Raw genomic sequence first — 20,499 nt, 5'->3', positions numbered from 1 at the left:
CTTTACGCCCGGCGCTTGGCCTCGATCACGTCCCAGACGCGGGCAGCGATATCCGGGCCGCCGAGGCGCTTGACGGCGCGGATGCCGGTGGGGGCGGTGACGTTGATTTCCGTCAGGTTGCCGTCGATCACGTCGATGCCGACGAGGATCAGCCCCTTGGCCTTGAGGGCAGGCCCGAGGCGGGCGCAGATCTCACGCTCGCGGTCACTCAGCTCAGATTCCTTCGGCGAGCCGCCGCGCACCATGTTGGAGCGCAGATCGCCCGGCGCGGGCACCCGGTTGACGGCACCGGCATATTCGCCGTCCACCAGCAGGATGCGCTTGTCGCCGTGCTTCACATTCGGCAGGAAGCGCTGGATCACCCAGGGCTCGCGGAAGGTGGCGGCGAAGAAGTCGTAGAGCGAGCCGTAGTTGAGGTCATCATTGGTGATGCGGAACACCGCCGCCCCGCCATGGCCGAACAGCGGCTTCATGACGATATCGCCATGCTCCTCGCGGAAGGCGTCGATCTCCGCCCGGTCGCGGGTGATCAGCGTCGGCGGCATCAGATCGGCAAATCCGGTGACGAACAGCTTTTCGGGCGCGTTGCGCACCTCGGCCGGATTGTTGACCACCAGCACCTGCGGATGGATCTTTTCCAGAAGATGGGTGGCGGCCACATAGGCCATGTCGAAGGGCGGGTCCTGACGCATCAGGATGACGTCGATCTGCGACAGATCCGTGCGCTGTTTTTCGCCCAGCGTGAAGTGGTTGCCCTTCTCGTCACGCACCGCTACCGGCTCCAGCGCGGCGAAGACCTTGCCGTCCTTCAGCGCCAGCCGGTCCGGCGTGTAGTGGTAAAGCTCGTGCCCGCGCGCCTGCGCCTCCAGCATCAGCGCAAAGGCGCTGTCACCGGCAATGTTGATGGACGAAATATGGTCCATCTGGACCGCGACCTTCAGGGCCATGCCTGTTCTCCGGAAAGCTTCATGTCAGGGGCCGCTTTGCGGCGGGGCACATACATATGTGATTTCTGGACCGGTTTGTCCAGAATAGGCAACCGGATCAGAAACGGGCCGCCCGCAACAAAGAAGGCCCGCCCTGCCCCGGTTCCTTGCGGAAGGGGCAGAGCGGGCCCGGATCAGCTGTCAGCTGTGTGGCCTTGAGCCGGGTCAGACGCGGCGGTCCACCAGCATCTTCTTGATCTCCGCGATGGCCTTGGCCGGGTTCAGGCCCTTCGGGCAGGCCTGCGCGCAGTTCATGATGGTGTGGCAGCGGTAGAGGCGGAACGGGTCCTCGAGGTTGTCGAGACGCTCGCCCTTGGCTTCGTCGCGGCTGTCGATGAGCCAGCGGTAGGCCTGCAGCAGCACGGCCGGGCCGAGGTAGCGGTCGCCGTTCCACCAGTAGGACGGGCAGGAGGTGGAGCAGCAGGCACAGAGAATGCACTCGTAGAGGCCGTCCAGCTTGGCGCGGTCCTCATGGCTCTGGCGCCATTCCTTTTCCGGGGCCGGGGAAACCGTCTTCAGCCAGGGCTCGATGGAGCGGTGCTGGGCGTAGAAGCGGGTCAGATCCGGCACCAGATCCTTCACCACCGGCATGTGCGGCAGCGGGTAGATGCTGATGGCGCCCTTGGACACTTCATCCATGCCGCGGGTGCAGGCAAGGGTGTTGGTGCCGTCGATGTTCATGGCGCAGGAGCCGCAGATGCCTTCACGGCAGGAGCGGCGGAAGGTCAGCGTCGGGTCGATCTTGTTCTTGATGTAGATGAGACCGTCCAGGATCATCGGACCGCAGTCGTCGAGATCGACGAAATAGGTGTCGATGCGCGGGTTGCGCCCGTCATCCGGATTCCAGCGGTAGATCCGGTATTCGCGCAGGTTGGTGGCGCCCGCCGGCTTGTCCCAGACCTTGCCCTCGGTCACCTTCGAGTTCTTGGGAAGCGTCAGCTGAACCATTATCGTCGCTCCGCGTTACGGCGCCGGATGAATGTCCGCGCCAGTCAGTTCCCCGTCAGGCCGCCAGCCGGAACAGGATGTTGTCTCTGGTTTCACCGGCCTTGACGTAACCGAGATCTGCCAGAAGGGTCAGGCAGTCCTCGGCCCAGTGCGGCCGGCAGTTTGTTTCAAGCAGGATCGCCCGGGGCCAGAGGTCCCGGTTTGCCGTCCGCAGATAGGGCAGGAGGACACGGTCCTCAAACCCTTCCACGTCCAGCTTCATGACATCCACCCGCTCAAGGCCTGCCTCGCTGATCACATCGAGCAGCGGGCGCACCGGAACGGTGACATTGGACCAGTTTCCGGCCCATTCGCCGGTGGTCAGATCTTCCACCACGGTGGCAAAACCGGCGTTGGAGGGCTCGCGCCAGAGGGACAGCTCGCCCTCCCGGTCCCCCACCGCCGTGCGCACCAGCGTGATGCTGCCTGCGCCATTGGCCGCGATGTTGAAGGCGAGCTTTTCCGCCGTCTCCTCGCTTGCTTCCACCGCCAGCACACGGGCACCGGCAGCAGCGGCAAACAGGGAATAGGTGCCCACATTGGCGCCCACATCGACGAAGACCGCGCCCCGGTGTATGAGCGGTGCCAGGAGACCGTGCTCGGCCCGCTCCGGCAGCCGGCCGCGGGCCAGCATCTTGCGGTCGTCGTAGTTGGCGCCCGGGTAGACGCGGAACTTCAGCCCTTCCACCACCGTGTCATAGGGGCCGCCGAACAGGCGGGCCACCAGTGACCTGATCCGCTTGCGCAGAAAGGCGGAAATGTCATGCCGGTCCGCAAGCCCCCAGGCAAGACGCACCAGACCCTCGGCACGGTACGTGCCGAAGGGGGAACTGGTGTCTGGCCGGGCGGTTGCGGACATCGGGTGCCGTCCTTAGTACACGCGTGCCTTGGGGGCGATCTTCTTCGGGTCGATGCCGCCCTGCTCGTAGGGCGTCAGCGGCTCGAGAACGACCGGACGGTAGTCCAGCTTGACGTTGCCGGCCTCGTCCACCCAGGACAGGGTGTGCTTGCGCCAGTTGTCGTCATCACGGCCACCCAGCGGACCATCCTTGTAGTCCTCGCGGGCATGGGCACCACGGCTCTCCTTGCGGGCCTCGGCGCCGTAGACCGTGGTGATGGCGTTGGCCATCAGGTTCTGCAGCTCGAGGGTTTCCACGAGATCCGAGTTCCAGACCATGGACCGGTCGGAGACCTTCAGGTCGCTCATTTCGCCCCAGATGGCGGAGAGGCGCTTGCAGCCCTGCTCCAGGCTTTCCTGGGTGCGGAACACGGCCGCGTCTTCCTGCATGGCACGCTGCATCTTCTCGCGCAGGGCCGCCGTCGGCGTGCTGCCGCTGGCGTGGCGCGTCTTGTCGAAGCGGGCCATGATTTCTTCGCAGGAGCGCTCGTTCGGCGTGGGCACTGCGGACTTCGGGTCGACAACCTCGGCTGCGCGGATGGCAGCGGCACGGCCGAAGACCACAAGGTCGATCAGGGAGTTGGAGCCAAGGCGGTTGGCGCCATGCACCGATGCGCAGCCCGCCTCACCCACGGCCATCAGGCCCGGCTGGATGCGGTTCGGGTTGGAAGCATCCGGGTTCAGCACTTCACCCCAGTAGTTGGTGGGAATGCCGCCCATGTTGTAGTGCACGGTCGGCAGAACCGGGATCGGCTCCTTGGTCACGTCCACGCCCGCGAAGATCTTCGCGGATTCGGAAATGCCCGGCAGGCGCTCGGCCAGCATGGCCGGGTCCAGGTGATCGAGGTGCAGGAAGATGTGATCCTTGTTCTTGCCGACGCCGCGGCCTTCACGGATCTCCAGGGTCATGCAGCGCGAAACCACGTCGCGGGAGGCAAGGTCCTTGGCGGAAGGTGCATAACGCTCCATGAAGCGCTCGCCTTCCGAGTTGACCAGATAGCCGCCTTCGCCGCGGGCGCCCTCGGTGATGAGGCAGCCCGAGCCGTAGATGCCGGTCGGATGGAACTGCACGAATTCCATGTCCTGCAGCGGCAGGCCCGCACGGGCCACCATGCCGCCGCCGTCGCCGGTGCAGGTGTGGGCCGAGGTGGCGGAGAAATAGGCGCGGCCATAGCCGCCGGTCGCCAGAACCACCATCTTCGCGGAGAAGCGGTGGATGGTGCCGTCATCGAGGTTCCAGGCGATCACGCCCTGGCACACACCGTCTTCCGACATGATCAGGTCGAGCGCGAAATACTCGATGTAGAATTCGGCGTTGTGGCGCAGGGACTGGCCATAGAGCGTGTGCAGGATGGCGTGGCCGGTACGGTCCGCCGCCGCGCAGGTGCGCTGCACCGGGGGGCCTTCGCCGTAGTTCTGCATGTGGCCGCCGAAGGGGCGCTGGTAGATGCGGCCGTCCTCGGTGCGCGAGAAGGGCACGCCATAGTGCTCCAGCTCATACACGGCCTTGGGGGCCTCACGGGCGAGATACTCCATGGCGTCGGTGTCGCCGAGCCAGTCGGAGCCCTTCACCGTGTCGTACATGTGCCATTCCCAGCAGTCCGGCGTCATGTTCTTCAGCGAGGCGGCAATGCCGCCCTGTGCTGCCACCGTGTGGGAGCGGGTGGGGAACACCTTGGTGATGCAGGCCGTGCGCAGGCCCTGCTCGGCCATGCCGAGGGTGGCGCGCAGACCGGCACCGCCCGCGCCGACCACCACCACATCGTGGGTGTGTTCGACAAATTCATAGGTCTTGGCCATGTGGATCAGCCTCCAAAGGCAATCTTGATGACCGCGAACACCGATCCGAGGCCGACAGCGGCACAGAAGAAGATGTTGGCCATCAGGGCGAGGAACTTCACGCCGTCACCGTGGACATAGTCCTCGATGATGACCTGCATGCCGAGCTTCATGTGATAGATGCCGGACAGGATGACCAGCAGAAGCAGGATCGACAGCAGCGGGTTCTTCAGGGCTGCAACCAGTTCCGCATGGCTTGAGCCCTGCAGGGAAATGACCAGCACGATGAAGAACGAGATGAGGAAGACGTTGGCAAAGGCCGTGACGCGCTGGCGCCAGAAATGCTCGGTGCCTTCCTTGGCGGAGCCAAGGCCGCGGACCTTGCCGAGGGGAGTGCGCATATCGCTCATGATCTATCTCCTCAGCGGACCATGTAGCCGATGATCCACAGCAGGATCGTCAGCGTCACCGAACCGATGATGGTGGCACGGGCCAGCCATTCGCGCGCTTCACGGCCGAAACCGGCGCCCATGTCCCAGATGAAGTGGCGGATGCCGCCCAGCATGTGGTGAACAAGGGCCCAGGTGAAGCCGAACAGCACCAGGCGGCCAAGGATCGAACCCATCAGGCCATTGACGAAATCATAATAGGCCTCGCCGGAGGCCGCGGCGATGAGCCACCAGGCCAGCAGCAGGGTCCCGAAATAAAGCGCCCCACCGGTCACGCGGTGGAGGATCGACATCACCATCGTCAGGATCGGCTTGTAGATCTGAAGATGGGGCGACAGAGGGCGGCTGCCCTTCACATCGACATCCGGCATGGACATTCTCTCCCGTCCGACGCCATGCTGCCGTTTACGTAAACGTCAGCAATCTGCGGCGTTGTCTAGTGGGGTAATAGCGCCAAGAACACGGCTCGTCAAAGTATCCTGAGGGTGAAAACTGCATTGAGTTTCTTTCCTTCGAATACGAAGCGCGGATTCTCGCGGGTTTGAACGATTGAAAGACCAGAGCGGGTTAATATGGCGTGAAGTTTAGGCAGGTGCTGAAACGGCTTTAACTTGACAGGAATCTTCAGGTTTATCCGAAGACAGACCAGCCCGTCTTGCGCGCAAGGGTCTCCATGGCCTCCGTGCCCAACTTGGAATTGCCATACTGGTTCAAGCCTGGAGACCAGACGGCGATGGAAGCCCGGCCCGGCGCGATGACGAGAATTCCGCCGCCAACGCCGCTCTTTCCCGGCAGGCCGACGCGGAAGGCGAAGTCGCCCGAGCCGTCATAATGGCCGCAGGTCATCATCAGCGCATTGATGCGCCGGCGCCGGTCGCGCGAAATCAGGCGCGGCATGCCCGGCCCTTCCAGCAGCAGCCGCCCGGCCAGCGCCAGCTGGCGGCAGCTCATGTCGATGGCGCATTGGTGACAGTAAGTGCCAAGTACCTTGTCGGTGCTGTTCCGCAAATTGCCAAAGGAAGCAAGGTAATGGGCAAGAGCGAAGTTCCGGTTCGCGGTTGCAATTTCTGACTGCGCAACACTTTGGTTGATGCGAATATCCTCAAAGTCGCAGGCTGCCTGCACAAACCGCACCATCTGGCCCAGCGCTTCGCGGGGCGAGGAGTCCGCCAGGTAGGTGTCCGTGGTCACCAGTGCTCCGGCATTGATGAACGGGTTGCGTGGAATCCCGTTCTCGTGCTCAAGTAGCAAAAGACTATTGAAGGCAAGGCCCGAAGGCTCCCGCCCCACCCGGTGCCACAGCTGGTCACCCACCTTGCCCAGCGCCAGAGCCAGTGCGAACACCTTGGACACGGACTGGATCGAAAAGGGCGTATCCGCATCCCCGGCGGCATAGACCTCGCCGGATACGGTGGCCACGCAGATGCCGAACTGATTCGGATCCACGCGGGAAAGCTCAGGGATATAGTCCGCCACCTTGCCCCGCTCGTCCGAGGCCATGGCGTCACTGACGATTGCGTCCAGAAGATCCTGCATCTGCTCCCGCCCAAGTTCTGTCACCGGCATGCGGCAGGCTCCTCCTCAGCCGTCACCGGGTGGCGGACACAATCATACCCGGCGGGCCAAGGAAAGCCGTTTGAAAAGGTGGACCATGAAAATCGTCGCAAAAACCGGCGTGACCAGGTTCAGCAGCGGCACGGCAAGAACGGCCGCAATCAGCAGGCCGCCCATGAACACCTTGCCGCTGTTTGCCTGCCGCAGGCGGCGGGCTTCCGTTAACGGCATGAAGCGCGACGCGGCGAACTCAAAGAACTCGCGGCCCAGCAGATAGGCATTCACCACGAAAAAGGCGATGAGGTTGATGCCCGGCACCAGCAGCAGCACCAGCGCAAAAAGATTGCCCAGAATGACCACGCCCGTGAACCGCAGGGTCGAGAGCAGCGATGTTCCCAGCGGCATGGCCTTGCCCGGCAGATCGGCCGGATAATTGGTCCGCTCGACGATTTCTGCCACATCATCCTGAAAGAACCCGGCAAAGAGCGCTGTCACCGGTGCCACCAGAAAGCCCAGCGCGAAGATGGCACCGATGCCGGTCAGGATCGTCACCACCGTATCGAGCCATGGATAGGGCAGTTCCACAAATCCGGCGACCAGCGCCTGCAGCCCGATCCATACGGCCATCAGCACGGCCAGCGTGAACGCCAGGGACTTGATCAGGATTGCCCGGAAAGCCGGCTCGAAAACCTGCCCCAGAGAGCGGATTGCATCGGAAATCATCGGCAGCTTCCAGTCCTTGCGCGTGTCATACCAACTCTTGATGAGCCCGGCTCGCCGGGAATTGGCCGAGCCCGTGCGGCATCTGAGCAATTTCAAGGCGTGATGCGTCAGCATCGAAAGCCTTGGTATCACGGTCTTTCAGGGCAGAGATAAGCGCCGCCCGCTCCGGCCACAAGCCAGGGAACCCGAAACCGCTTTTCACAGTTGAGGCTGCAACAGCGTCCATTGGTGACCCGGGTAAATTGGTGTACCATGCGGGACGGTTGCGGCCTATTTCCGTGGGAGGAGAGCATGCCGGCAAGCAGCAAGCAGAATGCGGCGGATCTGTTCCGCTTTGAATGGGGCATCTACCGCAAGCTCACCAGCACCGGGCTTTTTGGCCATGTGGAGGTGGCCGAAGTGCTGGAGCGGGAGATTTCCGCCCGGTTTCCGGCGCCCTTTTCCATTCTGGAGCTGGCCTGCGGCGATGCCACCGTCACCAGCAGCGTGCTGAGCCGCTGTCCGGTTTCCACCTATCGCGGCATCGATCTGTCCGCCATGGCCCTGTCGCTGGCGCGGAGCAACTTCGCTGCCGCACCCTTCCCGGTGACGCTTGAGGAAACCGACATGCTGGCGGCCCTGTCGCCGGCAAGCACCGGGCCGGTGGATGTGATCTGGTGCGGCCTGTCGCTGCATCACCTGCCGCAGGACGAAAAGCGCCAGCTCTTTGCCCTTGCCCGCAACGCCTTGCGCAAGGGTGGGATGATGGCGGTCTATGAACCGGTGCTGCCGGACGGGCTGACCCGTGACGCGTTCATGGCGCGGATGGCGGGCGAATTGCGTCAGGCCTGGGCCGTGCTTGCCCCGGACGAGTTCGACCACATGTGGCAGCACATCAACAGCTTCGACTTTCCCGAGACGCTGGACGGCTGGAAGTCCCTCGGCCTTGCCGCAGGCTTTGCGCAGGCGCAGGAGGTGTTCCGCCTGACCGGGCCCATGCCCTGCTCCTTCCTCGTCTACGAGGCAGGTCCGTCTCACTGACACGAAAAAGGGATCAAAGCCGGGTGCGGGCCTTCAGGGCCTGTGCCAGCGTGCCTTCATCCAGATAGTCCAGCTCCCCGCCCACCGGCACGCCGTGGGCGAGGCGCGAGACGGTGACGCCGGAGGCGGCCAGTTCGCCGGTGACGTAATGGGCCGTCGTCTGCCCTTCCACCGTGGCGCTGATCGCCAGGATCACCTCGCGGATGCCGCCCCGGTTCACCCGCTCCACCAGCGAGGCGATGTTGAGATCCTCCGGGCCGACGCCATCCAGCGGCGACAGGGTGCCGCCGAGCACGTGATAGCGGGCATTGAGCGCCGCCGCCCGCTCCAGCGCCCAGAGATCGGCCACATCCTCAACAACAACCAGCAGCCCCTCGTCGCGGGCCGGATCGCAGCAGATGGCGCAAGGGTCGGACGTGTCGACCGTGCCGCAGACCGAGCACACGCCCACCTTCTCCACCGCGACAGCCATGGCGGAGGCAAGCGGCACGAGCAGCTGCTCTTTTTTCTTGATCAGATGCAGCGCTGCCCGACGCGCCGAGCGGGGGCCAAGGCCCGGCAGCTTCGCAAGAAGCTGAATCAGGCGTTCAATCTCGGGTCCTGCAACCTTCCGGCTGGCCATGATGCCCCCATGTGATCCGTAGCGGACGCTGGTCAGAAACTTCGGTTCTTCTGTTTGCAGGCAAGTGCCCGCAGATACAAGCCGGTGACAGGGCACGCCTCTCCCCCTTGCGCTACCGGGTTCACACATCAGGTTTGGACGTCGCCCGCAGTGATGCATCTAATTTCCGGAGGCACACCTCCGCCCCCCTCCCCCTCGTGGGGAGGGGTAAGGGGTGGGGGGCTCTGAGCCTGCAATCATCTAATGAGCAGTTCTTCCTGCAGAGCGCCTTCAAGAGGTGGTGCGGCGTGGCATTCATGAGACTCAGCGGCACACGAGACGCTGAGCCCCCCACCCCCAGCCCCTCCCCACGAGGGGGAGGGGGGCAGAAAGGCCTCGCCACAGGAGCGGCCTGCCGGCCGCCCAGTCAGTCAGCAGCTCCGCTCCCTCAGAACGGCAGCTTGAAGCCGGCGGGCAGGCCCATGCCGCTCATGAGTTCCTGGGTCTTTTCCGCCATCATCGCCTCGGCCTTGGCCTTGGCATCATTGTGGGCGGCGAGGATCAGGTCTTCGAGGATTTCCACCTCGTCTTCCTTGGCCAGCGAAGGGTCGATCTTCAGGCCCTTCATGTCGCCCTTGCCCGACAGGGTGACGGTGACAAGACCGGCACCGGCGCTGCCGGTCACTTCAACGGCGGCCAGGCTTTCCTGCAGGGAGCCCATCTTCTCCTGCATCTGCTTGGCCTGCTTCATCATCTTGAGGAAGTCCATGGGTGTCTCCTTGTGGTTCAGCGCACGTCGAGGAAGCCGATGATCTTGCGCATGTCGCGCAGCACCGGTTCGGCAATGGCCGAGGCGCTTTCCGCGCCTGCCTTCAGCACCTTGTCGATTTCGGCCGGATCGGCCATCAGGCGGCGCATTTCGCCCGAAAGCGGCGCCAGCTTGTCGACGGCAAGATCCGCCAGCGCCGGCTTGAAGACGGAGAAGGGCTGCCCGCCGTAATCGCGGATGACCTCTTCCTTCGTCTTGCCGGCAAGAGCTGCGAAAATGCCGACCAGATTGTCCGCCTCCGGGCGGCCCTTGAGGCCTTCCACATCGCCCGGCAGCGGCTCGGGATCGGTCTTGGCCTTCTTCACCTTCTTGGAGATGGCATCCGCATCGTCGGCAAGGTTGATGCGCGACAGGTCGGACGGGTCCGACTTCGACATCTTCTTGGTGCCATCGCGCAGGCTCATGATGCGGGTGGCGGGGCCTGCGATCATCGGCTCGGGCAGCGGCAGATAAAGCTCGTCCGGCACTTCCGGCGAGGGCGTGGGGTTCGGCACGCCGATGCCCAGCTCCTTGATGCGCTCCGCAAAGTCGTTGTTGAACTTCTGCGCGATATCGCGGGTCAGCTCCAGATGCTGCTTCTGGTCATCGCCCACCGGCACGTGGGTGGCGCGGTAGGCCAGAATGTCGGCGGCCATCAGGTTCGGATAGGCGAAGAGGCCAACGGAGGCATTCTCGCTGTTCTTGCCGGCCTTGTCCTTGAACTGGGTCATCCGGTTCAGCCAGCCCATGCGGGCGACGCAGTTGAAGATCCACGCCAGTTCCGCGTGTTCCTTCACCTGGCTCTGGTTGAAGATGATGGAGCGCTTCGGGTCGATGCCGGCGGCGATATAGGCGGCGGTCACCTCGCGGGTCGCGCTCTTCAGTTCGCCCGCATCCGGAAACCCGGCCGTGATGGCATGCAGATCAACGACGCAGAAGATCGACGGCATCTGGTCCTGCAGCGGCACCCAGCGGGAAACGGCGCCCAGATAATTGCCGAGATGGAGATTGCCGGTTGGCTGGACACCAGAAAAACAGCGGGGCTGGAAAGCCGTCATGATCAAGTCCCTGAGAGTTGGCCGGTTGGAAGGGCCCGTAAATGGGAAGGCAGAATGCCGCTGTTCTTATGGCGAACCGCTGGCGGCAAGGCAAGCCGGGAGCTTTGGGCTTCAATCGGACATGAAGCCGGGCATGGCATCACGTTTGCCGTCTTCGCCTTTCTCCCGGCCCTTGCGCAGGCGGCGGGCGAAGCCGATGAGGTCGGCACCGCCGGTGATCTGCGCAAAGACCGCGAAGGTGGCCATGCCGGATCCCGTCAGCAGCAGCAGCCCCGCAAGGCGGACGGAGAGATGGCGACTGGTCAGCAGCGGCGCAAGCGGCCCGGACAGGAATTCCACCGCCGCGCCCATCAGCAGGCTGGCCACGAACAGCAGCGCCAGCTTGCGCAGCACCAGCCGGTCTGGCACGAAATAGCCGCTGCGCCACAGGGCAAGGCCGAGCAGCACGGTGTTGACCCAGCCCGAAATGCTTGTGGCGGCGGCAATCCCTGTATGCCGGAAGTCTGGGAACAGCAGCAGCGACAGGACAAGGTTGATCACGGCGCTGGCGCCTGCACACCACATGGGGGTGCGCATGTCCTCGCGGGCAAAAAAGCCGGGGGCAAACACCTTGTGCAGCACGAAGGCAGGCAGGCCCCAGGCAAAGGCGGCCAGCGCCAGGGCCGTGCCCTCCACCGCCTCCCGGCCGAAGGCGCCGCGCTGGAACAGCACCGAGACGATCTCCTCCGGGATCAGCACCAGCGCCACCGAGGCAGGCAGCGTCAGGGCGAGGGAAAACTCCATCGCCCCGTTCAGCGTCTTGCGGAAGGTGGCACCCTGACCGGAGCGCAGCTGCCGCGTCAGGCTGGGCAGCAGCACGACGCCCACGGCGATGCCGATGACGCCCAGTGGCAGCTGATAAAGCCGGTCGGCATAATAGAGCAGCGCATTGGCGCTGGCCTCGCCCGAGGCAATCACCTGCCCGACGACGATGTTGATCTGGGTGATGCCGCCCGCAATCACCCCAGGCACGCCGAGAAGCGCAAGCCTGCGCACGGCTGGCGTCAGGCGCGGGCGTAGCACGGGCACGCGGAAGCCGAGGCGTTTCAACCCCGCCAGCACGAAGACAAGCTGCACGATGCCGGCCAGGGCAACGCCGCCGCTCAAGGACAGGGCCAGGGTCCGCTCGCCGGAGACACCGGCAAATGCAATGGCGGCGAGGACGGCGCACATCACCACATTCAGCATCACCGGGGCAAAAGCCGCCGCAGCGAAGCGGTGGTAGGTGTTGAGAATGCCGGCGGCAAAGGCCAGCATCGACATGAACAGGAGATAGGGGAACGCAATTCGTGACATCAGCACGGTGAGGTCGAACTTCTCCGGCTCTGCCGCAAAGCCCGGTGCCAGCGCCCAGACCACCGCCGGCATGAAAAGCTGCGCCAGTGCCGTCAGCGCCAGAAGCGTCCAGAACAGGGCCGCGGCAATCTCCCCGGCCACCCGGCGGGCCGCTTCCTCGCCCTCTTCCTCCAGTGTCCGGCCGAAAAGCGGCACGAAAGCGGAATTGAAGGCCCCTTCCGCGAACAGGCGGCGGAAGAGATTGGGCAGACGGAAGGCGACGACAAAGGCATCGGCCACTGGCCCTGTACCAACGACGGCCGCCAGCATGGCATCGCGCGCGAAGCCGATCAGACGGCTGGCGAGGGTGGCGCCGCCGACAGTGGCAAAGTTCCGCAGCATGCTCATGGGGTGTAGATCCGCCCGCTGGTCAGGATTGCGTCACCAGTGCCGCCGCCCCGGAATTTGTTTCAAGCTTGCCGTCGACCGCCTGCACCAGCCGCTCGCGGATCACATCCTGCCGGGCGATGTTGGAGATCTTCTGCCCCGTCAGGTCGGTGACATAGAACACGTCCACCACCCGCTCGCCGAAGGTGGAAATATGGGCCGAACCGATGTTGAGGTTCAGCGTCGCCATGGCCCGGGTGAGGTCATACAGAAGGCCCGGCCGGTCGAGGCCGCTCACCTCGATGATGGTGTAATTGTCCGAGGACGAGTTGTTGACGATCACATCCGCCGTGATGCGGAAGGCCTTCATCCGCCCCTTCACCGCTGTCTTCTTGCTCACATGCTCGGGCAGCGGCGCGTCACCGCGCAGGGTCTTGAGGATGAGATCGGTGATCCGCTCCCCCCGGCGCTTTTCATCCGCATCATCGGGCAGCTCGCGGCTGACGAAGATCGTGTCGAGCGCAAAGCCGTCGGTCGTCGTGTCGATCTGGGCATCGACGATATTGGCGCCCGTGACGAAACAGGCGCCCGCAATGGAGGACAGCAGGCGCGGATGATCCGGTGCCAGCAGGGTGATTTCGGTGACGCCCTCGAAGGCGCGGGTGGTGACGGCCGCAGCAAAGCGCTCATGCTTGAGATCGGCGTTGTGGATCAGCTCGGCATGAGCCAGCGTGCGCTCCGGCTCGGTGCGCAGCCAGTAGGCCGGATAATGCCGCGCCACATAGTCCTTGCGTGCCGCCTCCGGCCAGGACGACAGCTTTTCTTCCAGCCGCGCCTTGGCATCGGCCACCCGCTCCTTGCGGCTCAGCTGGCTGTGGCCGCCGGTCAGCAGCGGTTCGCATTCGTAATAGAGCGTGCGCAGCAGCTGGCCTTTCCAGCCGTTGAAGACGCCCGGTCCCACGGCGCGGATATCGGCCACGGTCAGGATCAGCAACAGCTTCAGCCGCTCCATGCTCTGCACGATATGGGCAAAGTCGGCGATGGTCTTGCGGTCGGAGAGATCGCGCGACTGGGCATAGGTGCTCATGTCGAGGTGATGCTCCACCAGCCAGGCGACCGTATCGGTCTCCGAGGCGCTGAGGCCGAAGCGCGGGCAGATCTTGCGGGCAATGCGCGCCCCGGCGATGGAATGATCCTCCGGCCGGCCCTTGGCGATGTCGTGCAGGAACATGGCTACATAGAGAACCTTGCGGTTCTGGATGGTCTTGATCAGCTGGGTGGAGAGCGGATTGCCCTCGCCCGCATCGCCGCGTTCGATTTCGGCCAGCACGCCGATGGAGCGGATCAGATGCTCGTCCACCGTGTAGTGGTGGTACATGTTGAACTGCATCATCGCCACCACCTTGCCGAAATCCGGCACGAAGCGGCCCAGCACGCCGGCCTCGTTCATGGCGCGCAGGGTTTCTTCCGGGTGGTTGCGCGAGGTGAGGATGGAGAGGAACAGCCGGTTGGCTTCCGGATTGTCCCGCAAGGCCCCGTTGATCAGCGACAGAGAGCGGTGGATCCGCTTCATCAGCTCCGGATGGAGATGCTGCTCCATTCTGTCCGCCACCTGAAACACACGGATCAGGTTGACCGGATCATCCTTGAACACGGTGTCCGATGCGGCATTGATGCGGCCGTTCTCAACAACGAAACCGGGGGCCTCGCGGATCGGCTGCGCAGTGCTGCCGCGCGCGCCGCGCAGGCGCAGCATCAGCCCGCCGATGCCCGAGCCATGCGGCTTTTTCACATGCTGGTCTTCCAGCGCCGAACAGAAGATGCGCGTCAGGTCGCCCACATCCTTGGCCACAAGGAAGTAGTGCTTCATGAAGCGCTCCACATCCTTCTGGCCGGGATGCTGGGTGTAGCCGAGGCGGATGGCGATTTCCCGCTGAAGATCAAACGACAGGCGCTCTTCCGGGCGGCCGGTGAGGAAATGCACGTGGCAGCGCACCGCCCACAGGAAGTCCTCGCATTTGATGAAGCGGTTGTATTCGGCCCGCGACAGCACACCCTGCGACACGAGATCGGACTGGGTGCGCACGCGGTAGTGATACTTGGCGATCCAGAACAGGGTGTTCAGGTCGCGCAGGCCGCCCTTGCCTTCCTTGATGTTGGGCTCGACCAGATAGCGCGAGGTGCCCTGCCGCTTGTGCCGGTCGTCGCGCTCGGCAAGCTTTGCGGCGATGAATTCGGAGCTGGTCCCGGCCACGACTTCCGCATCAAAGCGGGTCTGCAGATCCTCGAACAGCGGCTCCTCGCCCCAGATGAAGCGGGCCTCGAGAATGGCCGTGCGGATGGTCATGTCCTGCCGGGCAAGGCGGATGCATTCGTCGATGTTGCGGGTGGCGTGGCCAACCTTGAAGCCCAGATCCCAGAGCATGTAGAGGATGTATTCCACCACCTGCTCGCCCCAGGGCGTTTGTTTGTAGGGCAGCAGGAACAGCAGATCGATGTCGGAGCCCGGCGCCAGCGTGCCGCGGCCGTAGCCGCCCACCGCCACCACGGCCATGCGTTCGGCAGCCGAGGGGTTCTTGATCTGGTAGACGTGCCAGAGGGCAAAATCATAGATGACGCGGATCAGTTCGTCCTGCAGATGGCTCAGGCGCTGGGCGCAGGCAAGGCCGCTGCCATCGCGCTTCAGGCCTTCCTGCGCCAGATCGCGGCCGGTCTTGTAGGCTGCCTTCAACTCGCCCAGCACGGCAGCGCGCACCTTAAGGTCCGTGCCCTTGCCGTTGTGGGGGGCGGTCAGGGCGGTCAGCCTTTCACGCAGGGCATCTGCGTCGACAAGCTCATTCAGGTCTGCTGCGGGAAGCTTCATATGTGGTCGTCCTGTCCGGGCCCGCCGCTTCAAGGCAGGCCTGTGCCGCGCCGGACCCTATATGCCCGTAACGCGCCCTGAAAGCCTCTAAACTATGCAGGTCCTGACTTGAGGCAGGATCTGCCGGTCAGACACCATCCCTGGCGGCAACGACCCGCAACTGGTGCAGCAGATGATCGAGGGAATCCGGGGACAGGCCCTCGATCTTGCGCGCCAGCAGATTGGTGAACTCCGTCGCCTTCGGGTCCAGCCCCGAGGTGTCGATGGTCACCTTTGGATCGGAAATCTCCGCCAGACGCTGGATTTCCTCTGCCTCATCCCAGATGACATTGAAAAACGTTATGATTCGCTGAACCAGGAACCATGTGGGCTTGCCGCGCTTGCCATGTTCCAGCGCCGACAGATAGGCGCTGGACACGGCCAGACCCGCCGCCATCTCCTTCAGCGAGATGCCGCGCCTGGCCCTCATTTCCCTGATCTTGGCTCCCAGCGGTGTCATGCCGTCTCTTGCCCCTGCCACTGTTCCTGCTTTGACATCAAGCCTTGCGCTTGCGCAGGCGCACATAAAGCGCGCCGGACCCGCCATGGGTCAGATGTGCTTCCTCGAACCCCAGCACGATATGCCGCAGATCGGCCATGGCAAGCCATTGCGGCACCACCCGGCGCAGAATGCCGCGCTCGTCCATATAGGGCGCGCCATGGCCGGAGCCCGGCCCGTTGCGTCCGCCCTTGCCGGTGATGACGAGCACGATCACATGGCCGCGCTGATAGGCAAGATGCAGGAAACCGCGCAACCGGTCATGCGCTTCGTGCTGGGTCAGGCCATGCAGATCGATCCGCGCATCAAAGCTGCGCATGCCGCGCACGATCTTCTGCCGCACCCGCCGCTCCAGCGGCGCCAGTGGCGGCGGGCCCTTGGGCTGGGCGGGGGAGCGGATGGCCGTTTCGGGTGCGCCTGCGTCCTGTCCGGCGCCCGTCATGGCGATACCGGCCCGGGCCATTTCCTCGGCAAGGCTCAACTCCTGCTCCAGATCCGGGTCCGGTTCCAGCGGCCGCGTGGTCTTGAGCGGTGTCAGCGTTGCCGCCACTTTCGACCAGATCTGCCTGTCTTCGGTCGAAAGGCCCTTGTTGCGCCCGCGCCGTCCGCTCATGAGCCTTGCCCCGAGGGTTTCGGTGTGAGCACACGCGGCAGCAAAATGGTGAAGCTGGCCTTGTGGCGCACGGCTCCGGCTGCAGTTCCTGCGGCATCGCCCGAGCCCATGAATATGTCGCCGCGCGCGGCCCCGCGAATGGCCGAGCCTGTGTCATCGGCAATCATCAGCCGCTGCCACTGCGGTTGTGTCAGGCCTGCGCCCGAAAGATCCGCGCCGACGAAAACCGGCAGACCATAGCTGTGAAAGCGCGGGTCAATGGCAAGGCTCCGGCCCGGCACCAGGGGCAGGCCAGCCGCGCCAATGGGGCCAAGCTCCGGTTCCACCTCGGTCACCTCGCGGAAGAAGATGAAGGAGCGGTTGCGGCGGAAGAGGCCGTCCATCCGCTCCGGATTGGCCGTCAGCCAGGCGCGCAGGCCCTGCATGGTGAAGTCTTCGGGCGTGCCTTCACCCGCCTCCACCAGCACCTTGCCGATGGCGGTGTAGGGATGGCCGGTCTTGCCGGCATAGCCTGCCCGCATCACCGAGCCGTCCTCCAGACGGATCCGGGTGGAACCCTGCACATGGACGAAATAGGCATCAATGGGATCGGCCAGCCAGACGAGCTCCAGCCCCCTGCCCTTCAGAGCCCCATCCATGATGGCGCCCCGGTCCGGCATTTCGCGGAAGCCTTTTGAGGTTTTCAGCGCATGGGTGAGCCCGGATAGCGCCTTCGGCGTGCCTTCCGGCTTCAACGTGGTCAATCCCTCCGGCGCCCGGTAGAGCGGAGCGGCATAGGCGGGCGATGGCTGGCGCGAACCGCGCACTTCCGGCTCGAAATAGGCGGTGACGAAGCCCTCTGAGGCAACGTGAAAGGGCCGGAACTCCCGCTCGAAGAAAGCACGGGCAGCGGCATCCGTTGCGGGAGCTTCTTCCTGCGCCTTGCGGCAGGCAGCCGTCAGGGCGCGCTGCAGGCTATTGCGTGCCTGAGCGCCTTGCCCATCGCTGGTGCAAAACCGGAGAAAGGACTGGAGGGCGGCCAGATGGCCGTCCTGCGCCCAGCCCCGGAGGCTGGCAAAATCCGCCGGTTTCAGCGGCAGTTCCGTGTCGAATGTCATGGCCCCTGCCCCGCCGGTTCCCCAAAGGCACAGCGCTGCGGCCAGGCCCCGCAACGTCTGCCGCCGGAAACGCAGAAAGGCCGCAGCAGGGGCTGCGGCCCATCGCAATGCCTGTGCTGACTGCACCGTCATCCTGCCGATTCGGTTGCGACCAGCTTCCAGTTCGGATCGCGTGTCGTGGTGTCGCGCGCGAAGGTCCAGATGTCCACCACTTCGCTCACGCGGTTGGGATCGCCATCAATCACATGGCCGTCCTTGTCGCGGGTGGCGGAAATCAGCTCGCTCTGCAGGCGCACGGTCACCTGGGCAATGCTGCCCTTCATGCCTGCTTCAACAATGTCGGCCTTGTCGATGCCGACAAAGGTGGACTCGATCGTCTCCCCGCGTGCTTCGCGCTCGGAGATGGCGCTGTTGAAGCCGTCGAAGACCTCGCGCGACAGGAGCGGCTTGAGCGTCTTGCGGTCGCCTTCGGCAAAGGCGGTGACGATCATCTCGTAAGCCGCCTTGGCGCCCTGCAGGAACTGTTCGGGCTCGAAGCTGCGGTCGGCGGACAGAACCTGGCGCAGGGCCTCGTTCAGCGCGGAACCGGCCGGAGCCACCTTGTCGGCCAGCTGATCCGGGCTTGCCTGTTCTTCCGGCTCCTGGCGCTGCTGCGAACCGGGCAGCGGCACCACGTTGTCGCGCGGGCTTTCGGCGCGGGCCTGGCCGTTCTTGTCCGGTGCGGGCTTGGAATAGGGATCGAACGGCGGGCGCTCGCTGCCGGTGCGGCGGCCCAGCACGGAGCGCAGCTTGAAGAAGATAAAGACCGCAAGCCCCAGAAGAATGATGTTCGTGACGTCAAAGATATCGTTCATTTGGTGCTACCGGGCTCTCTCCGCGATCCGCAGTCTCTCGTGACCGGCCTGACCGGCCGGAAAGGACTGCGGGACAATCATTCAATCCTATATGTAGGTTCTGTTGAACCAGCATCCAGTGCGCGGGGCAAGTGTCTTGTCCATTTGCAAGGCGCAGATTGGGGACATAGCCCCTCCAAGGGGCGAAGAAATTGCAAAAATGCGCCGATGCCTCGCAATTTCTGCCATCTCAGCCTATCTTGTACCCGTTAGTTAACTGTCAACGGGTTCAAATCCTTGCCTCTGCTGATCCTCGGCGGCCTCATCCTGCTGCCGCTTGCCGAAATTGCCGTGTTCATTGTGGTCGGAAAGGCCATCGGCGTGCTGCCGACAATCCTGCTGACGGTGTTCACCGCCGTCGCCGGAACGGTGCTGTTGCGCCAGCAGGGGCTTTCCCTTGTCCGCCGCATGCAGTCCGAGCTGGATGCGGGCCGCGTGCCGGGCGACGACATGATGCAGGGCGCGATGATCGTTCTGGCAAGCCTGTTCCTGCTTCTGCCGGGCTTTCTGACCGATGCAGTCGGTCTTCTGCTGTTCATTCCGCCGCTGCGCGTGGCGCTGGCGCGGTTTTTCTCCCGCCGTGCCTCCGTCGTGGTCGTCAACCGCCGCCGCAAGCAGGGCGAGCCGGTGGTGGATCTGGACGGCGCCGAATGGACCAGCACCCGCCACAAGCCCGATGATGACAGCACCCCGCGCATCAGCCCCTGGCGCGATGGCAACTGACCTCTGCGGCAGAGTGACCCTCACACAGAAGTGACTGCTGCCATTCGCCGTTCGGTCCGATAAGTTTCCGCTGGCTCGTGGAATTTTGAACCGCATCACCCTTCTGAAGGAATGCTGTGGTCCGGAATGGACGGCGACGCCGTGGGGGAGACGCGGAATGGGGCAAGAGGGGCGAATCGGCTGGGTGGATCACGCCAAGGGCATCTGCATCATCTTTGTCGTGATGATGCATTCGGTGCTGGGTGTTGAGGAGGCCGCCGGGCAGATGGGCTGGATGCACCCGGTGGTGCAATTTGCCGCACCTTTCCGCATGCCGGATTTCTTCATGATCTCCGGGCTTTTCACCGCCCTCGTCCTGTCGCGGCCCTGGCGGCTCTATGCCGACCGCAAGGTGCTGCATTTTGCCTATTTTTACGTGCTGTGGCTGACGATCCAGTTCGCGCTCAAGGCCCCGTCCTTTGCCGCTGAACTCGGCTGGTGGGGCGTCTTGCGGGAATATCTCATTTCCTTCGTTCAGCCCTTCGGCACGCTCTGGTTCATCTATCTGCTGGCCATCTTTTTCGCCGTGACGAAGGTCCTGCATGACCTGAAGGTGCCCTGGCAGCTAACGCTGACGGCTGCCGCCCTGCTGCAAATCCTGCCGGTCGAAACGGGTATCTACATCGCCGATTACTTTGCCGAGCGGTTTGTCTATTTCTTCGGCGGCTATGTGTTTGCGGGCCGCCTCTTCGTGCTGGCGGACTGGGGGGCGGCGCATCGCGGCACAGCGCTGGCCGGGCTTGGGCTCTGGGCGCTGGGCAATGGATTTGCCGTCTTTGCGGGCTACAGTGAGTTGCCGGGTGTTTCCCTGGCGCTTGGCTTTGCCGGAGCTGTGGCCATCGTGCTCGTCTCCAGCCTGCTGGCGCAGCTTCCCCTGCTCGATCCGCTGCGCTTCATCGGCCAGAATTCCATCGTCATCTATTTGGCCTTCTTCCTGCCCATGGCGCTGTCCCGCGTGCTGCTGCTGAAAGCCGGTGTGCTGGATGTTGGCACGGTTTCCCTGCTGGTGACGCTGGTGGCAAGCCTCGCCCCGCTGCTGCTGCTGTGGTTCATCCGCCGCACCGGCTGGGTCCGTTTCCTCATCGAGCGGCCTGGTTGGATGCAGATTGCAAAGACAACCAAAAATTGATTCACAACCTCCCCGTTTTATGTTATTTTTTTGATCGAAA

Annotated in this window: 20 protein-coding genes; 3 read left to right on the top strand and 17 right to left on the bottom strand. The window is 64.0% G+C overall.

Annotated elements, in window-relative coordinates:
• Window positions 1–2: 2 nt before the first annotated feature.
• The 8 genes from gshB to ACVNHC_RS21470 all read right to left on the bottom strand — a co-directional run bounded on the left by gshB (window position 3) and on the right by ACVNHC_RS21470 (window position 7,376).
• Window positions 3–947: a glutathione synthase gene (gshB, locus tag ACVNHC_RS21505; RefSeq protein ID WP_457169380.1), complete on the bottom strand. Its 945-nt coding sequence runs from the start codon at window positions 945–947 to the stop codon at window positions 3–5.
• 204 nt (window positions 948–1,151) lie between these two features.
• Window positions 1,152–1,934, bottom strand: a complete 783-nt coding sequence (locus ACVNHC_RS21500) for a succinate dehydrogenase iron-sulfur subunit (protein ID WP_019964270.1) — start codon at window positions 1,932–1,934, stop codon at window positions 1,152–1,154.
• Window positions 1,935–1,989: 55 nt separating this feature from the next.
• Window positions 1,990–2,832: an FkbM family methyltransferase gene (locus tag ACVNHC_RS21495; protein WP_186391422.1), complete on the bottom strand. Its 843-nt coding sequence runs from the start codon at window positions 2,830–2,832 to the stop codon at window positions 1,990–1,992.
• Between the two features lie 12 nt (window positions 2,833–2,844).
• Entirely contained in the window at window positions 2,845–4,671 is a 1,827-nt protein-coding gene (gene sdhA, locus ACVNHC_RS21490) for a succinate dehydrogenase flavoprotein subunit (RefSeq protein WP_122522483.1), read from the bottom strand.
• Between the two features lie 5 nt (window positions 4,672–4,676).
• Window positions 4,677–5,060, bottom strand: a complete 384-nt coding sequence (gene sdhD / locus ACVNHC_RS21485; RefSeq protein WP_026355658.1) for a succinate dehydrogenase, hydrophobic membrane anchor protein — start codon at window positions 5,058–5,060, stop codon at window positions 4,677–4,679.
• An 11-nt stretch (window positions 5,061–5,071) separates the two neighbouring features.
• Entirely contained in the window at window positions 5,072–5,476 is a 405-nt protein-coding gene (gene sdhC, locus ACVNHC_RS21480) for a succinate dehydrogenase, cytochrome b556 subunit (protein ID WP_371328544.1), read from the bottom strand.
• Between the two features lie 253 nt (window positions 5,477–5,729).
• Complete coding sequence (locus tag ACVNHC_RS21475) at window positions 5,730–6,665, bottom strand: glutaminase (RefSeq protein WP_457169376.1); 936 nt, start codon at window positions 6,663–6,665, stop codon at window positions 5,730–5,732.
• Window positions 6,666–6,707: 42 nt separating this feature from the next.
• Window positions 6,708–7,376 (bottom strand): sulfate transporter family protein, encoded by a 669-nt coding sequence (locus ACVNHC_RS21470; RefSeq protein ID WP_457169479.1) that lies wholly within the window; start codon window positions 7,374–7,376, stop codon window positions 6,708–6,710.
• A gap of 291 nt (window positions 7,377–7,667) precedes the next feature.
• Between ACVNHC_RS21470 and ACVNHC_RS21465 the strand changes: the two genes are divergently transcribed.
• Window positions 7,668–8,396 (top strand): class I SAM-dependent methyltransferase, encoded by a 729-nt coding sequence (locus ACVNHC_RS21465; protein WP_050473995.1) that lies wholly within the window; start codon window positions 7,668–7,670, stop codon window positions 8,394–8,396.
• Window positions 8,397–8,409: 13 nt separating this feature from the next.
• Here the strand turns inward: ACVNHC_RS21465 and recR are convergent, their stop codons facing one another.
• The 9 genes from recR to ACVNHC_RS21420 form a co-directional block, all read right to left on the bottom strand.
• Window positions 8,410–9,018: a recombination mediator RecR gene (gene recR / locus ACVNHC_RS21460; RefSeq protein ID WP_058898393.1), complete on the bottom strand. Its 609-nt coding sequence runs from the start codon at window positions 9,016–9,018 to the stop codon at window positions 8,410–8,412.
• A gap of 427 nt (window positions 9,019–9,445) precedes the next feature.
• On the bottom strand, window positions 9,446–9,766 hold the full coding sequence (locus tag ACVNHC_RS21455; RefSeq protein ID WP_050473639.1) for a YbaB/EbfC family nucleoid-associated protein: 321 nt from the start codon (window positions 9,764–9,766) through the stop codon (window positions 9,446–9,448).
• 17 nt (window positions 9,767–9,783) lie between these two features.
• Complete coding sequence (trpS, locus tag ACVNHC_RS21450) at window positions 9,784–10,863, bottom strand: tryptophan--tRNA ligase (RefSeq protein WP_050473638.1); 1,080 nt, start codon at window positions 10,861–10,863, stop codon at window positions 9,784–9,786.
• Between the two features lie 111 nt (window positions 10,864–10,974).
• Entirely contained in the window at window positions 10,975–12,585 is a 1,611-nt protein-coding gene (murJ, locus tag ACVNHC_RS21445; protein WP_457169373.1) for a murein biosynthesis integral membrane protein MurJ, read from the bottom strand.
• A 22-nt stretch (window positions 12,586–12,607) separates the two neighbouring features.
• Window positions 12,608–15,427 carry a [protein-PII] uridylyltransferase gene (locus ACVNHC_RS21440; protein WP_457169371.1) on the bottom strand — a complete coding sequence of 940 codons (2,820 nt, stop codon included), beginning with the start codon at window positions 15,425–15,427 and terminating at the stop codon, window positions 12,608–12,610.
• Window positions 15,428–15,554: 127 nt separating this feature from the next.
• Window positions 15,555–15,926: a helix-turn-helix domain-containing protein gene (locus tag ACVNHC_RS21435; protein ID WP_122522470.1), complete on the bottom strand. Its 372-nt coding sequence runs from the start codon at window positions 15,924–15,926 to the stop codon at window positions 15,555–15,557.
• Window positions 15,927–15,963: 37 nt separating this feature from the next.
• Window positions 15,964–16,578 carry a Smr/MutS family protein gene (locus tag ACVNHC_RS21430; RefSeq protein ID WP_457169368.1) on the bottom strand — a complete coding sequence of 205 codons (615 nt, stop codon included), beginning with the start codon at window positions 16,576–16,578 and terminating at the stop codon, window positions 15,964–15,966.
• Window positions 16,575–17,675 carry a murein transglycosylase A gene (gene mltA / locus ACVNHC_RS21425; protein ID WP_457169366.1) on the bottom strand — a complete coding sequence of 367 codons (1,101 nt, stop codon included), beginning with the start codon at window positions 17,673–17,675 and terminating at the stop codon, window positions 16,575–16,577. Before mltA ends, ACVNHC_RS21430 begins: the two co-directional genes overlap by 4 nt.
• A gap of 128 nt (window positions 17,676–17,803) precedes the next feature.
• Entirely contained in the window at window positions 17,804–18,529 is a 726-nt protein-coding gene (locus tag ACVNHC_RS21420) for a Tim44/TimA family putative adaptor protein (RefSeq protein ID WP_050473632.1), read from the bottom strand.
• A gap of 276 nt (window positions 18,530–18,805) precedes the next feature.
• Between ACVNHC_RS21420 and ACVNHC_RS21415 the strand changes: the two genes are divergently transcribed.
• Window positions 18,806–19,291, top strand: coding sequence for an FxsA family protein (locus tag ACVNHC_RS21415; RefSeq protein WP_050473631.1), 486 nt, complete (start codon window positions 18,806–18,808; stop codon window positions 19,289–19,291).
• A gap of 157 nt (window positions 19,292–19,448) precedes the next feature.
• The gene (locus ACVNHC_RS21410) at window positions 19,449–20,459 is read left to right on the top strand and encodes an acyltransferase family protein (protein ID WP_457169364.1); all 1,011 of its coding nucleotides are present in this window, start codon (window positions 19,449–19,451) and stop codon (window positions 20,457–20,459) included.
• Window positions 20,460–20,499 lie beyond the last annotated feature (40 nt).

This window comes from Pannonibacter sp. Q-1 (assembly GCF_054073275.1).
Note: the sequence above shows the minus strand (reverse complement) of the source record. Positions and strands in the feature narration are given on the sequence as shown.